Origin of the sequence: Kitasatospora sp. NPDC057223 (genome assembly GCF_042669755.1) — a bacterium.
GTDB lineage: Bacteria > Actinomycetota > Actinomycetes > Streptomycetales > Streptomycetaceae > Kitasatospora.
The window spans coordinates 25558-39271 of the sequence record NZ_JBHUWW010000032.1; the positions used below are offsets into that span (position 1 = coordinate 25558).

The 13714-nt window shown below is 72.9% G+C and carries 16 protein-coding genes; 7 read left to right on the forward strand and 9 right to left on the reverse strand.

Features of this window, described 5'->3' with window-relative positions:
- Positions 1–4 precede the first annotated feature (4 nt).
- Both ACFUK0_RS14575 and ACFUK0_RS14580 read right to left on the reverse strand, forming a co-directional pair.
- On the reverse strand, positions 5–466 hold the full coding sequence (locus tag ACFUK0_RS14575) for an Lrp/AsnC family transcriptional regulator (RefSeq protein WP_380249860.1): 462 nt from the start codon (positions 464–466) through the stop codon (positions 5–7).
- Positions 467–585: 119 nt separating this feature from the next.
- Positions 586–1260 carry a UbiX family flavin prenyltransferase gene (locus ACFUK0_RS14580; protein WP_380249861.1) on the reverse strand — a complete coding sequence of 225 codons (675 nt, stop codon included), beginning with the start codon at positions 1258–1260 and terminating at the stop codon, positions 586–588.
- A 67-nt stretch (positions 1261–1327) separates the two neighbouring features.
- Between ACFUK0_RS14580 and ACFUK0_RS14585 the strand changes: the two genes are divergently transcribed.
- The gene (locus ACFUK0_RS14585) at positions 1328–2101 is read left to right on the forward strand and encodes a cyclase family protein (RefSeq protein ID WP_380249862.1); all 774 of its coding nucleotides are present in this window, start codon (positions 1328–1330) and stop codon (positions 2099–2101) included.
- A 63-nt stretch (positions 2102–2164) separates the two neighbouring features.
- Complete coding sequence (locus ACFUK0_RS14590; RefSeq protein WP_380249864.1) at positions 2165–2881, forward strand: MOSC domain-containing protein; 717 nt, start codon at positions 2165–2167, stop codon at positions 2879–2881.
- On the opposite strand, the gene ACFUK0_RS14595 is transcribed toward ACFUK0_RS14590, so the two are convergent.
- The 3 genes from ACFUK0_RS14595 to ACFUK0_RS14605 all read right to left on the reverse strand — a co-directional run bounded on the left by ACFUK0_RS14595 (position 2868) and on the right by ACFUK0_RS14605 (position 5724).
- Positions 2868–3251 (reverse strand): VOC family protein, encoded by a 384-nt coding sequence (locus tag ACFUK0_RS14595; RefSeq protein WP_380249866.1) that lies wholly within the window; start codon positions 3249–3251, stop codon positions 2868–2870. The genes ACFUK0_RS14590 and ACFUK0_RS14595 overlap by 14 nt on opposite strands.
- A gap of 116 nt (positions 3252–3367) precedes the next feature.
- Entirely contained in the window at positions 3368–4276 is a 909-nt protein-coding gene (gene mqnP / locus ACFUK0_RS14600) for a menaquinone biosynthesis prenyltransferase MqnP (protein ID WP_380249868.1), read from the reverse strand.
- Positions 4273–5724: a menaquinone biosynthesis decarboxylase gene (locus ACFUK0_RS14605; protein ID WP_380249870.1), complete on the reverse strand. Its 1452-nt coding sequence runs from the start codon at positions 5722–5724 to the stop codon at positions 4273–4275. Before ACFUK0_RS14605 ends, mqnP begins: the two co-directional genes overlap by 4 nt.
- A 73-nt stretch (positions 5725–5797) precedes the next feature.
- Here ACFUK0_RS14605 and ACFUK0_RS14610 point away from each other — a divergent pair, with 73 nt between their 5' ends.
- The 4 genes from ACFUK0_RS14610 (at position 5798) to ACFUK0_RS14625 (ending at position 9470) form a co-directional block, all read left to right on the forward strand.
- Positions 5798–6199 (forward strand): PLD nuclease N-terminal domain-containing protein, encoded by a 402-nt coding sequence (locus tag ACFUK0_RS14610; protein ID WP_380249872.1) that lies wholly within the window; start codon positions 5798–5800, stop codon positions 6197–6199.
- Positions 6200–6639: 440 nt separating this feature from the next.
- Entirely contained in the window at positions 6640–8241 is a 1602-nt protein-coding gene (locus ACFUK0_RS14615) for an acyl-CoA carboxylase subunit beta (RefSeq protein ID WP_380249874.1), read from the forward strand.
- 91 nt (positions 8242–8332) lie between these two features.
- Positions 8333–8545 (forward strand): acyl-CoA carboxylase epsilon subunit, encoded by a 213-nt coding sequence (locus ACFUK0_RS14620; RefSeq protein WP_380249876.1) that lies wholly within the window; start codon positions 8333–8335, stop codon positions 8543–8545.
- Positions 8546–8762: 217 nt separating this feature from the next.
- Positions 8763–9470, forward strand: a complete 708-nt coding sequence (locus ACFUK0_RS14625) for a ScbR family autoregulator-binding transcription factor (protein WP_380249878.1) — start codon at positions 8763–8765, stop codon at positions 9468–9470.
- On the opposite strand, the gene ACFUK0_RS14630 is transcribed toward ACFUK0_RS14625, so the two are convergent.
- Entirely contained in the window at positions 9368–10069 is a 702-nt protein-coding gene (locus ACFUK0_RS14630; protein WP_380249880.1) for a ScbR family autoregulator-binding transcription factor, read from the reverse strand. The two genes, ACFUK0_RS14625 and ACFUK0_RS14630, sit on opposite strands and share 103 nt — an antisense overlap.
- A 342-nt stretch (positions 10070–10411) precedes the next feature.
- Between ACFUK0_RS14630 and ACFUK0_RS14635 the strand changes: the two genes are divergently transcribed.
- On the forward strand, positions 10412–11422 hold the full coding sequence (locus ACFUK0_RS14635; protein ID WP_380249882.1) for a ScbA/BarX family gamma-butyrolactone biosynthesis protein: 1011 nt from the start codon (positions 10412–10414) through the stop codon (positions 11420–11422).
- A 4-nt stretch (positions 11423–11426) separates the two neighbouring features.
- Here ACFUK0_RS14635 and ACFUK0_RS14640 read toward each other — a convergent pair whose 3' ends face one another.
- The 3 genes from ACFUK0_RS14640 to ACFUK0_RS14650 all read right to left on the reverse strand — a co-directional run bounded on the left by ACFUK0_RS14640 (position 11427) and on the right by ACFUK0_RS14650 (position 13637).
- Positions 11427–12434, reverse strand: a complete 1008-nt coding sequence (locus tag ACFUK0_RS14640; protein ID WP_380249884.1) for an NAD-dependent epimerase/dehydratase family protein — start codon at positions 12432–12434, stop codon at positions 11427–11429.
- A gap of 121 nt (positions 12435–12555) precedes the next feature.
- Positions 12556–12960 (reverse strand): hypothetical protein, encoded by a 405-nt coding sequence (locus ACFUK0_RS14645; protein ID WP_380249886.1) that lies wholly within the window; start codon positions 12958–12960, stop codon positions 12556–12558.
- A gap of 128 nt (positions 12961–13088) precedes the next feature.
- Positions 13089–13637 (reverse strand): hypothetical protein, encoded by a 549-nt coding sequence (locus ACFUK0_RS14650; protein ID WP_380249888.1) that lies wholly within the window; start codon positions 13635–13637, stop codon positions 13089–13091.
- Positions 13638–13714 lie beyond the last annotated feature (77 nt).

A 13714-nucleotide genomic window follows, 5' to 3' on the forward strand; every position in this document is an offset into this window, starting at 1 on the left:
GGCGTTACTCCGTCTCGGCCAGGGGGAGGTCGCTGACCCGGTTCTCCCACTTGGTGGAGAGCACGACCGTCGTCCGGGTGCGGGCGACGCCCTTGGTGCCGGACAGGCGCTTCACCACCGACTCCAGGCCCTCCACGTTGGAGACCCGGACCTTGAGCATGTACGAGTCGTCACCCGCGATGAACCAGCAGTCCTCGACCTCGCCGAGTTCCTTGAGCCGGTGCGCGACGTCCTCGTGGTCGGCGGCGTCGGTGAGCTGAAGGCCGATCAGGGCCGTGACGCCGAAGCCGAGCGAGGCCGGGTTGACCGTCGCGCGGTAGCCGGTGATGACGCCGGCCTGCTCCAGCCGGTTGATCCGGTCCGTGACGCTGGGGCCGGAGAGGCCGACCAGCCGGCCCAGTTCGGCGTACGAGGCGCGGCCGTTCTCCCGGAGTGCCTGGATGAGCTGTCTGTCCACCGTGTCCATATACCGTCCGCGTCCTTCCGAACCTCACCAGACCCACAGATCATTATCCGGAATCAAAGGTGCCATGGGCAGACCAACCCGGATATCGCAAAGAACATACTCTCCCGGCCGAAGCCTGCTCACTCCACCGTCCGCGCCGCCCCGGCCGCCGCTCCCAACTCGCCCTCCCAGCGCCGGTACAGCTCGTGCCGCACGCCGGCCGCGTCCAGTACCCGCCCGGCCACGAAGTCCACCAGTTCGCGCACCGTGGAGCCGCCCGCGTAGAAGCCGGGCGAGGCGGGGAGCACGACGGCGCCCTGCGCGTCGAGCTCCACCAGGTGCTTCAGCGTCACCCCGTTGAGTGGTGTCTCGCGGACGCACACCACCAGCGGGCGGCGCTCCTTGAGGGTGACGGCGGCGACCCGCTGGAGCAGGTCCTTGCTCAGCCCGAGCGCGATCCCGGCGACGGATCCGGTGCTGGCGGGGACGACCAGCATCCCCTTCGCCGGGTACGACCCGCTGGACGGGCCGGCCGCGAAGTCACCGGCGGCCCAGTAGCGGACGCCGTCCAGCCCGGCGTCGCTGCCCAGCCACCGGGCGAGGTCCGCCCGCCAGTGGGCGTCCCGGAAGGAGATGCCGGTCTCGTCCAGGACGGTCAGCCGGGCGGCCCGGCTGACCACCAGGTCCACCGCCTCACCGGCGGCCAGCAGACCCCGGACCACCGACGCCGCGTAGGGCGTCCCGGACGCTCCCGAGACCCCGACCACCCAGGGCCGGCGGACGGACGGACTGCCTTCTGCGCTCGCTGCACTCATACGCACATTTCTATACGCCGCACACGTTTACGTCCGCGGAGCCCGCCGCGCAGGCGAGGATGGGCCCATGGCGCCGACGCTGATCGACCTCACCCATCCGGTGACCACCGGCATGCCCGTCTACCCGGGCGACCCCGAGGTGGAGCTGCGGCCGGCCCTGACCACGGCCACCGCCGGGGTCAACGTGCTCGCCCTGCACCTCGGTTCGCAGTCCGGCACCCATGTGGACGCGCCGTACCACGTGGACGTCACCTGGCCGACGCTGGACGGGCTGCCGCTCGCCCTGTTCACCGGCCCGGCGGTCGTCGCCGACCTGCGCGGCCTGGAGCCCCGCACCGCCGTCACCCCCGGCCTGCTGGCCGACGCGCTCGGCCGGCTCACCCCCGGGGCGGTGCTGCTGCTGGCCACCGGCTGGCCGCGGCACTGGGGCACCGACCGCTACCTCGCCCACCCCTACCTGACGCCCGCCGCCGCCGAGGCCCTGGTCGCGGCGGGCGTCCGGACGCTCGGCGTGGACGCCCTCAGCATCGACCGCACCCCCGATCCGGGCCCGGCCGACCCGGCGGTGGCGGCGCTGCTCGCCGACCTCGCCGACGAGCACGACGACCACGGCGGGCCGGGCGGTACCGGCGGCCCCGTCGAGGGCGGGGACGGCGGCCTCGCCGCGCACCGGGTGCTGCTCGGCGCGGAGGGCGGCGCCGTGCTCGCGGAGAACCTGACCGACTTGACCGCACTGCTGGACGCGCAGGCCGCCGGGGTCCCCGTGGAGGTCTCGTTCTTCCCGTTGCGGCTGGTCGCCGCCGACGGCGCACCCGTCCGCGCGGTGGCCCGAATCGGCTGAACACACCGAGCGAGCAAGGACCTTGGTCTAGACCATCCTGCGGCGCGCCGCTAGGCTCCCGGCATGGCAGAGATCATCGGAGTCATCGAGCGGCTCTGGCGCTATCCCGTGAAATCCACCGGTGGCGAACGGCTCGACTCCGTCCTGGTGGACGAGCGCGGCCTGACCGGCGACCGGCTCTACGCCGTGCGCGACGGCTCGGGCAGACTCGGCTCCGGCAAGAACACCCGCCGCTTCCGCCGGATGGACGGCCTGCTCCGCCTCTCCTCCCGGCTCGGCCACCGCCTCGACCGCCCCGAACTCCTCGACCCGCTCGGCCGCCCCCTGCCCGACCCCGACACCTTCCTGCGGGCCTTCCTCCAGCGCGAGGACGTCGAACTCGCCCGCGAGGACGGCGTCTCGCACTTCGACAGCCTGGCGGTCAGCGTGCTCACCACCGCCACCCTCGACTGGGTCCGCGAAGCCGCCCCGTCCGCCATCGTCGACGAACGACGCTTCCGCCCCAACATCGTGCTGCGCACCCCGCCGGGCACTCCGCCCTTCATCGAGGACACCTGGTTCGGCCACGAGGGCCGCACCGAGTCGGAGGACGGCGCCCGGCTCACCTTCAGCCACTCCAGCGAGCGCTGCGCCATGACCACCGCCGCCCAGCCCGGCCTTCCGCACGCCCCCGAGATCCTCAAGGCCCTCGCCCAGGAGCACGACAACCGCCTCGACGCGCTCGCCGCAGTCCGCCGCCCCGGCCGGCTCCGCCTCGGCGACAGCATCACGCTGTTCTGACCACCGCCGCCAGCAGGCAGAACGGGTGCCCGGCCGGGTCCGCGTACACCCGCCAGCCGTCCTCCACCCGCAGCAGCGCCGCCCCGTGCGCGAGCACCTCGCGCTCGGCCGCCGCCAGGTCCTCGACCTCGATGTCCAGGTGCACCTGCTGCGGATGCGCCGGATCCGGCCATTGCGGCGGGTGGAAGTCCGGCACCCGCTGGAACCCCAGCACCAGCCCGCCCCCGGCGTGCACGGTCGACCAGTCCTCGTCCAGCGACCACCGCGGATCGGGCCGGTCCACCTCCCCGCCCAGCAGCGCCGCGTAGAACCGCGCCAGCGCGGCGGGATAGTGGCAGTCCAGGACGATGCACTGCACCTTGCCGGTCATGCGGACCACTCCTCCGGAGACGGCGGACGGACCCGACGGCTGTCGAAGCCCCTGGTTACCAGCCTGGCCCGGCCGCCCGGCCGGCGCCCGCCCGCCGGGCGGCCGGGCAGGGCCGGTCAGACGCCCAGGCCCCGGATCACCAGGTCGAGCAGTGCGAAGGCGAAGAGCGAGATGCCGACGAAGCCGTTGGTGGTGAAGAAGGCCCGGTTGAGGCGGGAGAGGTCGCCGGGCTTGACGATCGAGTGCTCGTAGACGAACGCGCAGACGACGACGAGCAGGCCGACCCAGAACGCCGGGCCGGCGTCGGTGAGGACGGCGTACCAGCCGAGCAGCAGGACGGTGAGGACGTGGCAGGCGCGGGCGCCGTGGAGGGCGGCGGCGATGCCGTAGCGGGCGGGGACGGAGCGGACGCCCTCGGCCCGGTCGGCCGCGACGTCCTGGCAGCCGAAGATCAGGTCGAAGCCGCCGATCCAGACGCCGACGGCGAGGCCGAGCACCACGGCGTCCCAGGACCAGCTGCCGGTGACGGCGAGCCAGGCGCCGATCGGGCCCATCGCCTGGGCGAGGCCGAGGATGGCGTGCGGGAAGTCGGTGAACCGCTTGCCGTACGGGTAGACCACCATCGGGATCACGGCGACCGGGGCGAGCGCCAGGCAGAGCGGGTTGAGCAGGGCGGCCGCGCCGAGGAAGACCACCAGGGCGATCGCCGAGCCGGTGTAGGCGGTCCGCACGGAGACGGCGCCGGTGACGAGTTCGCGGCCGGCGGTGCGCGGGTTCCGGGCGTCGATCTCCCGGTCGATGATCCGGTTGGCGGCCATCGCGAAGGTCCGCAGGCCGACCATGCAGACGGTGACGATCAGCAGCGTCGACCAGTGCACGCGGCCGTCGGCGAGGAACATCGCGGTGAGGGCGGCGATGTAGGCGAAGGGGAGGGCGAAGACCGAGTGCTCGATCATGACCAGGCGCAGGAACGCCTTGGCCTTGCCGGGCGGCGGGACCTCGAAGAGGTCGGCCGTGGCGCTCACAGGCCGTACTCCTTCCAGCGCTTGGTGACCAGGGCGGCCGTCTCCGGGTCGGAGGTGACCATCTCGGGCCAGCCGCCGTCGCGGGTGTAGCCCTCCTCGGGGAGCTTGCGGGTGGCGTCGATGCCCGCCTTGCCGCCCCAGAACTGCTGGTAGGAGGCGTGGTCGAGGTGGTCGACCGGGCCCTCCACGACCGACAGGTCGCGGCTGTAGTCGGTGTTGCCGAGGGCCCGCCAGGCGACTTCCTGGTAGTCGTGCACGTCGCAGTCGGCGTCCACCACGATGATCAGCTTGGTCAGCGACATCATGTGGGCGCCCCAGATGGCGTGCATGACCTTCTGGGCGTGCTTGGGGTACTTCTTGTCGATCGAGACGATCACGCAGTTGTGGAAGCCGCCGGCCTCGGGGAGGTCGTAGTCGACGATGTCCGGGATGATGATCTTCAGCAGCGGCAGGAAGAAGCGCTCGGTGAACTTGCCGAGCGGCCCGTCCTCGGTCGGCGGCCGGCCGACCACGATGGACTGCAGGATCGGCCGCCTGCGCATCGTGACGCAGTCGATGGTGAGCGCCGGGAACGGCTCCTGCGGCGTGTAGAAACCGGTGTGGTCGCCGAACGGGCCCTCGGGCAGCAGCTCGCCGGGCTCCAGCCAGCCCTCCAGCACGACCTCCGCGTCGGCGGGCACCTGGAGCGGGACGGTCTTGCAGTCGACCATCCGCACCCGCTCGCCGGCCACGAAGCCCGCGAACAGGTACTCGTCGATGTCGCCGGGCAGCGGCGCGGTCGCCGCGTAGGTGACGGCCGGCGGGCAGCCGAAGGCGATCGCGACCGGGAGGCGCTCGCCGCGCTTGGCGGCGACCGCGTAGTGGTTGCGGCTGTCCTTGTGGATCTGCCAGTGCATGCCGATGGTGCGCCGGTCGTGCCGCTGGAGGCGGTAGAGGCCGAGATTGCGGATGCCGCTGTCCGGGTCCTTGGTGTGGGTCAGGCCCAGGTTGAAGAAGGAGCCGCCGTCCATCGGCCAGGTGAACAGCGCCGGCAGGTCGTCCAGGTTGACGTCGTCCCCGGTGAGGACGACCTCGTGGACGGGGCCGTCCTTGACGAGCTTGGGCGGCACGTGGGCCATCGAGGCGAGCTTGCCGAAGGCGTCCCGGAAGCCGGTGAAGCCCTGCGGAAGCTCCGGCTTCAGCAGGCCGGCGATCTTCTCGGAGATCTCCTCCGGGCCCTTGAGGCCGAGTGACTTCGCGAGCCGGCGCTCGGTGCCGAAGACGTTCATCGCGAGCGGCATCGAGGCGCCCTTGACGTTCTCGAACAGCAGGGCCGGGCCCTTGGCCTTCTGCACCCGGTCGACGATCTCGCCGATCTCCAGATAGGGGTCCACCTCGGCCTTGATGCGCCTGAGGTCGCCTTCGCGTTCCAGCGCCCGGAGAAACGAGCGGAGATCGTCGTATGCCATGCCAGCCAGTATCCGCCACCGGGTAGCCTGGCCAGGTCAAGGGGCCCGTCTGTCTCCGGGGGAGATCACCACCGTGCTGAGGATCCTTACCATCCTGCTCCCGCTCGCCCTCTGGGTGTGGGCGTTCATCGACTGCCTGACCACGCCCGAGGAGGAGGTGAGGCACCTCCCCAAGGTGGTGTGGGTGATCATCGTGCTGCTCTTCCCCCTGGTCGGGTCGATCGCCTGGCTGGTCGCGGGCAAGCAGCGCCGGGCCGCCCAGGACGCCGAGGGCCTGCACCCGGCCGCCGCCGCGGGCCACGGGCGGCCGCGCGGCCGCACGCTCGCGCCCGACGACGACCCCGAGTTCCTGGCCTCGTTGAAGAAGGACGACAACAGGCACGAGGACATGCTCAAGCAGTGGGAGGCCGATCTGCGCCGCCGCGAGGACGAGCTGCGCGGCAAGGAGGACCCGGACAACGGGGGCAGGAGCTGATCCCGCGCCCCCCGGATCGCTCGGACGGCCCACCCGGCGGTATCCCGGGTGGGCCGCCGCGTTTTTGGCGCATCCCTACGACTCCACGGCCCCGGCAGTTCCCCGAACGGCCGATCGCGGCCCGGCCCGGTCCGGCCCTCCGGTGACGGGACCTCGCGCCGCCCGAACCCCCTGGGCTGGGGCTGACCTGCGTGTTCACGCCCACCGGCGGTGACCGGGCAGGTGACGGCGGGCAGCCGTGCCGATACCGGCCGCGCAGGGCCACTTAGCGTGTTTTCTGTTCAGGACCGACATCTAATCGCTCGCGACCTTGTACGGAATCGACGCCGAAACCAGGCTGCCGCGCCTCGTAGAGTCAGTTACTGAAGAAGTGATTCGCAGCCGGGGGCACAGCAGACGTTGGCTGTCGGACAGTTCCCTCACCCTTGGAGTGGTTCGAGATGACGGTTGTGCATGAGGCACCGGTCGGTGACGAGATCCCCGAGATCCCTGCTGATGCCCACGGGCGGGTCGCCGAGCTGCACGAGCTGCGCGAGAAGGTCCGCAGCGGCCCGAGCGAGAAGGCCACCGAGGCGCAGCACGCCAAGGGCAAGCTGACCGCCCGCGAGCGGATCGACCTGCTCCTGGACGAGGGCTCCTTCCGCGAGGTCGAGCCGCTGCGCCGGCACCGCGCCACCGGCTTCGGCCTGGAGGAGAAGAAGCCGCACACCGACGGTGTCATCGTCGGCTGGGGCACCGTCCACGGGCGGACCGTCTTCACCTACGCGCACGACTTCCGGATCTTCGGCGGTGCGCTGGGCGAGGCCCACGCGCAGAAGATCCACAAGATCATGGACATGGCCATCGCGGCCGGCGCCCCGCTGATCTCGCTGAACGACGGCGCCGGGGCCCGCATCCAGGAGGGCGTCACCGCGCTGGCCGGCTACGGCGGCATCTTCCAGCGCAACACCCGCGCCTCGGGCGTCATCCCGCAGATCAGCGTGATGCTCGGCCCGTGCGCCGGCGGCGCCGCGTACTCCCCCGCGCTCACCGACTTCATCTTCATGGTCCGCGAGACCTCGCAGATGTTCATCACCGGTCCGGACGTCGTGCAGGCCGTCACCGGCGAGAAGATCAGCCAGAACGGCCTCGGCGGCGCCGACGTCCACTCCGCGGTCTCCGGCGTCTCGCACTTCGCGTACGACGACGAGCAGAGCTGCATCGAGGAGGTCCGCTACCTCCTGTCGCTGCTGCCGCAGAACAACCGCGAGATGCCGCCGGCCACCGTCAACGACGACCCGGTGGACCGCCGCAACGACTCCCTGCTCGACCTGGTGCCGGCCGACGGCAACCGCCCGTACGACATGCGCAAGGTGATCGAGGAGATCGTCGACCACGGCGAGTTCCTGGAGATCCACGAGCGCTGGGCGACCAACGTGCTGTGCGTGCTGGCCCGGATCGACGGCCACGTGACCGGCATCATCGCCAACCAGCCGCAGTCGCTGGCCGGCGTCCTCGACATCAACGCGAGCGAGAAGGCCGCGCGCTTCGTCCAGATGTGCGACGCGTTCAACATCCCGCTCGTCACCATGCTGGACGTCCCCGGCTTCCTGCCCGGTGTCGACCAGGAGCACGACGGCATCATCCGGCACGGCGCCAAGCTGCTGTACGCGTACTGCAACGCCACCGTGCCGCGCATCCAGCTGATCCTGCGCAAGGCCTACGGCGGCGCGTACATCGTGATGGACTCCCGCTCGATCGGCGCCGACCTGTCCTTCGCCTGGCCCACCAACGAGATCGCGGTGATGGGCGCCGAGGGCGCGGCCAACGTGATCTTCCGCCGCGACATCGCCGGGGCCGAGGACCCGGAGGCGATGCGGGCGCAGAAGATCAAGGAGTACAAGAGCGAGCTGATGCACCCGTACTACGCGGCCGAGCGCGGCCTCGTCGACGACGTCATCGACCCGGCCGAGACCCGCGCGGTGCTCGCCTCCTCGCTGGCCATGCTCCGCACCAAGCACGCCGACCTGCCGAGCCGCAAGCACGGCAACCCGCCGATGTAGTCGACCACCGGATCAGCGCAGCGTTCGAGAGCACGACGCACCCGCACGCGACCCATCCATCCAGACTTCTGCCGGGGGAGAAACCAAGGCCATGAGCGCTTCCGAACAACCACTGGTCCGCATCGTCCGCGGCTCGCTGAACGACGAGGAGCTCGCCGCCCTGACCGCCGTGCTGCTGGCCCGCGCCGCCGTCGCGCAGCAGGCCGCCGCAGCCGCCTCCCCGGTCGAGCCGGTGGCCGGCTGGAAGCGCCTGGAGCGTCGGCTGCCGTACTTCTCGCCGGTCAGCTGGCAGCAGGCCGCGTAGCGCCACCTGCGGCGTTATTGCTTCGCACGGCCCCTGCGGCCCCGGACTCCCGGGGCCTGCGGGGGCCGCTTGCGTCGTGCGACCTGCCGGTCAGAAGTGGGGAGTTGGGCGCTCTGTACTATATATACCGTGCGGTTTTCGGTCATCCCGCCCAAACCACCGGGAAGCCGTCCCCGCTAGCGGACCAGGCGAGCACCCACGACCCCAGGAGGCTGCGATGGCCCGGCAGGCCCGTGCCCTGGCCACCCGGCAGGCCGTGCTCCGCGCCGCCGCCGAGGTGTTCGACCAGCGCGGCTACGCCGGCGCCACGATGGCCGAGATCCTGACCCATGCGGCGGTCACCAAGGGCGCGCTCTACTTCCACTTCAGCTCGAAGGAGGAACTGGCCCTCGCCGTGATCGAGGAGCAGAGCACCTGGCTGGCGGGCTGGCAGCCCACCTCCGAGAGCCCCGTGCAGACACTGATCGACCTCGGCTACGCCTTCGCCGGGGCGCTGCAGCAGGACCCGCTGGTGCGGGGCAGCATCCGGCTGACCATCGAGCACGGCTCCTTCACCCAGCCCCAGATCACGGCCTACCGCGGCTGGTCCGATGCCGCCAGGATGCTGCTCCAGCACGCGACCGAGGCCGGCGAGCTGCACCCCGGCCTGGACATCGACGGGGCGGCGGACCTGATCGTCGCGGCGGTGACCGGGATCCAGCTGACCTCCCAGGTGCTCGCCGACCGCACCGACCTGTTCAAGCGGATGAACGACCTGTGGACGCTGCTGCTGCCCGGCATGGTGCAGCCGCACGCACTGGCCCGGCTGAACCTCCAGCCGCCTCAGGCCGACCGGGGCACCGCCGCAGGCAGCGCAACGGGTGCCGGGACAGGCGCCGGTGCGGGCACCACGGCCACCGCCGGTGCGGAGCCGTCCGTCCGGTAGTCCGCGCAGCGGTCGGCGGGCACCAGGGCGGGCAGTGCGGAGGCCAGGACCCGGGCCACCGACTCCCGGCCGAGCACACCGGCGTCCCCCCAGGACATCAGCACCAGGCCGGCCGTGACGGCGGTCAGCAGTTCGGCCGCCTCCTGGCAGCCCAGCCCCGGCCGCAGCTCGCCGGACGCCCGGGCCCGCTCCAGCTGTCGGCGCACGGTCACCGTCCAGCCGTGCCAGGCGCCGTCCGCCCCGCCGGCGGCCGCGTACGGGGCGCCCTGGCCGAGTTGCACCCCGGCCCGGACCACGACGTTCTCCCGCAGCAGCGCGGCGAGCTCGTGGGCGAGGTCGATCAGGCCCTGGACGGCCGGCCGGTCGCTGCGGCGGGCGCGCAGCACGGCCGTGGCGATCACGCGTCCGGCGGCCGTCAGGACGCCGTCCGCCAGGGCCTGCTTGGACACGAAGTGGAAGTAGAGGGCCCCCTTGCTGACCCCGGCCCGGGTGCTGATGTCCACCAGGCTCGCGGCCTCGAACCCCGCCTCCGCGAACGTGCCCGCCGCCGCCAGCAGGACGGCCTGCCTGGTCCGCCCCGCGCGTTCCTGCTTGACCACGTGGCCCCTTCCTCCCGACCGGCACGGCGCCGCCCTCACGCGTCCGTCCGCCCGACGGGCCACCCTCGGAACCGGTGGTGCTCGGGCGCGGCGGCGGCTCAGTCAAAACCGCATGGTTGGTATCTAATCTAACCCGTGCCGCCCAGTGTTCCCGAGCGGGGCGCCCAACCCCTGGGCAGGGGCGGCCGCCAGGGCGGCCGGGCGGTTTTCGGACACCCGCCGGCCCGCCCGTGACGCCCGTGACGGCCCCCGGGACGAGGCGGAAACCGGGTGGTCTGTATGTTTCTCGATAGCCGCTCGTTCGCGGCCCTGTCAACCGACCTCCGGGGAGTGGGACCAGCAATGCCACCGATCGCAGCGCTGGCCGGGGACAACCCGTACCCCGGCCCCGGCTCCGGCTACGACTTCCACGAGCGGACCGTCTCCCGGCACCTGGTCCACCGGGCCACCGTCGCCGAGGTGTTCATCACCGGCTGGCAGGCCACCGGCCCGTACGACTTCCTGCTCGGCGCCCAGTGGCCCCGCTCGCACGGCTTCTACCGGCTGCCCGGCGACGACCGGCACGACCCGCTGCTGCTCGCCGAGACGATCCGCCAGGCCGGCCTGCTGCTCGGCCACGTCGGGTTCGGCGTCCCCCGGGGGTACCACTTCGCGCTGAACGACCTCTCGTACACCCTGGACCTGGCCGGGCTGACCATCGGCACCGAACCCGCCTCGCTGATGCTCCGGGTCGCCTGCCAGGACGTCCGGATGCGCGACGGCCGGCTCGGCTCGCTGCGCATCCTGGTCGAGGCCGAACGCGACGGCCGGCCCGTGGGCCGGGGCTCCGGACACCTGTCGGTGATCGATCCCGGCAGCTACGACCGGCTGCGCGGCCTGGACGGCACCATGCCCGTACCGCTCGCACCCGGCGCCCCCACCACACCCGAACTGGTCGGCCGCGACCACAGCTCGGACGTCGTGCTCACCCCGGCGCGCCAGCCGGGCACCTGGCTGCTGCGCACCGACGCCCGCCACCCCGTGCTGTTCGACCGCCCGGCCGACCACGCGCCCGGGATGCTCGTCCTGGAGGCCGCCCGGCAGGCGGCCCGGCAGCTGCGCCACCCGGACCAGGTCGTCCCGGTCGAGGTGATCACCAGCTTCAGCCGCTACATCGAACTGGACCGGCCCTGCCTCGTCCGGGCCTGGCTCGAACCCGGCGCGGACGCCCGGCGGGTGCCCGTCCGGGTGACGCTGGAGCAGGAGGGGCGGATCGCGGCCGACTGCCGGCTGCTGACCGAATCGCTCGCACCCGCGCCGGCGCCGTCGGCCGGGAACCCGCCGCCGGGCAGCGGGCTGCCGATCGCGTCCTGAAGGCTCAGGCCGTGCCCTTGGAGAGGGCCGACCGGTACCAGGGCGCGTGGTCGGCGAACCGCGCGGGGAAGCCCGGCCCCGGCTCGCAGCCGGTCAGCTCCCACAGCGCCGAACTGTCGTACCAGTGGTCCACCGCGAGCAGCGAGAGCCGCCGCTCCCACACCGGGGCCGGGCCGCCCAGCAGCTCCAGCGCCTGAGGGACGGTGAGATCGCCCTCGGGCAGCGGGAGTTGCAGCGCGCCGGCCAGGGCGGTCAGCACCTCCCGGGTGGTCACCGGCACCGGGTGGCTCGCGTGCAGCACCCGCCCGCCCCGCCCGGGCACTCCGGCCGGGCCCAGTGCGAGGGCCGCGATCGCGCGTGCCAGGTCGTCCACGGCCACCATCGAGATCCGGGCCCGGCCGCCCTCCACCCAGTGCGGCAGCCTGCGCATCAGGTACGCCAGCGCCGGGACCACCCAGACGTCCCCCGTGCCGTACACCAGGTGCGGGCGCAGCACCGTGCCGCCGGCCGCGAGCACCATCTCCTCCCCCGCGAGCCGGCTGCGACTGGTGACGGACGCCGGACCGGTCACCAACTCGCCCTCCGCCGCGCCCCGGTGGGCCCCGTCGCGGTAGACCGCGGCGGTGCCGAGCTGGATGATCCGGCGGACGCCCGCCCGCTGCGCCTCCGCGAGCAGGTTGCGGGTGCCCGCCACGTTCACCTGGTACGCGAGGGCGGGGTCGTCGCCGACCTTGGCGGCCAGGTGGACCACGGTGTCCACGCCCTCGCAGATGCCGTCCAGCGAGCGGGGGTCGGCGAGGTCGCCCTCGGCGCACTCCAGCCGGACGACGGTCTCCGCGGCGCAGTCCCGGGCGGCCGGCCGGCGGTGGATCAGCAGTCGCAGCGCGGGCGTCGCGTCCCGGCCGTCGCGGGCGTCCTGCTCGCGCAGGGCCCGGCGCAGTTCGCGGACCGTCCAGCCGCCGATGAAGCCCGTCCCGCCGGTCACCAGGATGGTCCGCGTGGTACTCCCCACGGATGTCCGCCTCCCACTCGCTACGGCGTCCGTCGGCCGCGCTCCGTACACATCGTAGGGAGCGGGCCCGCGGCGGATCCCGGGCGGGAGGGGCCCGTGGCGGGCCCTCGGCGGGTTCCGGTCAGGCCGCCGCGAGGGCCCGCGGGCGGCCGGCGTGCATGACGCTGAGGTTGGCCGCGAGCCGGTTCGGGTCCTGGGTGAGCCACAGCCGCAGGGCGGCCCCGAGCATGGCGCTCGCCGAGCCGATCCGGACGCCGGTGACCTGGGTGACCCGGGCGGCCCCGGGGACGAGCAGGTCGGCGAGCGGGGCGGGCAGCCAGACCGTCAGGGCGCAGGGCGCGGGGGCGGCCAGGGCGGCGAGCAGCCGGTAGGCGTCGGCGCGGCTGTAGAGGGTCGGGATGACGTCCAGCAGGCCGTCGGCCACGACCTCGGACAGGTCGCTGTGATGCCCCTGGGCGAGCCGGCGGAGCAGCGTCCGCTCGGCGGCGGTGATTCGGACGGTCACCATGACCTCGTCGCACTCCATTGCGCGGTCCTCCTCGACGCTCCCGTGGCAGGCCCTGGTGCCTGCACACATACCCTGCCACAAACTGTCACATATCCGGACACCACCCCTCCCGTGCCGGAGCGGGTGGCTGACGCATCCTCAGCCGGTCACACCAGGGCCGCCGGCGGCCCGCCCGCCAGTAGCGGCGCACTGCCGTACGCGCGCTCGGCCATGGTGACGACCATCACCGCGAACTGTTCGAGCGGGATCGGCGGCGAGGCCGGGAAGTCGGCCCGGAGCACCCCCGCCGGGAAGTACGCGACCCGGCAGCGCCGGCAGAGCCTGGCGGCCTCCCAGACGGCCTGCCGGCCCTTCCAGAGCGCGGTCTGCGCCCGGTGGACGGCCAGCCGGTCGTTGTACCGCGCCCTCACGACGCCGTGGCGCAGCAGGGCGGCGCCGATGACGAGCAGCGGGAACAGCAGCTTCCCGAAGGCCTGGCCGGTCTCGTAGGCGCTGCCCAGCGCGGGGAGGCCGTCCGACGCGATCCCGAGCAGCGCGACGACGATCAGCAGGCCGCCGATCACGCCCAGGACCGCCACCCCTGCGCCGGTCTCCGGCTCCGGCGGCGGCCCGGAGAGCGGCGGCGGGGCCACCGTCGCCCACGGCGGTCCGCCGAGCGCCCCCTCGCGGTCCTGGTAGGCAGCCCGGACGGTCATCGACGCGTCCTCCTGCTCGCACTGCGGGCATCCTGTCCGCTCCTCGGCCACCGCTTCCCCTCCCCTGAGAACGCGCC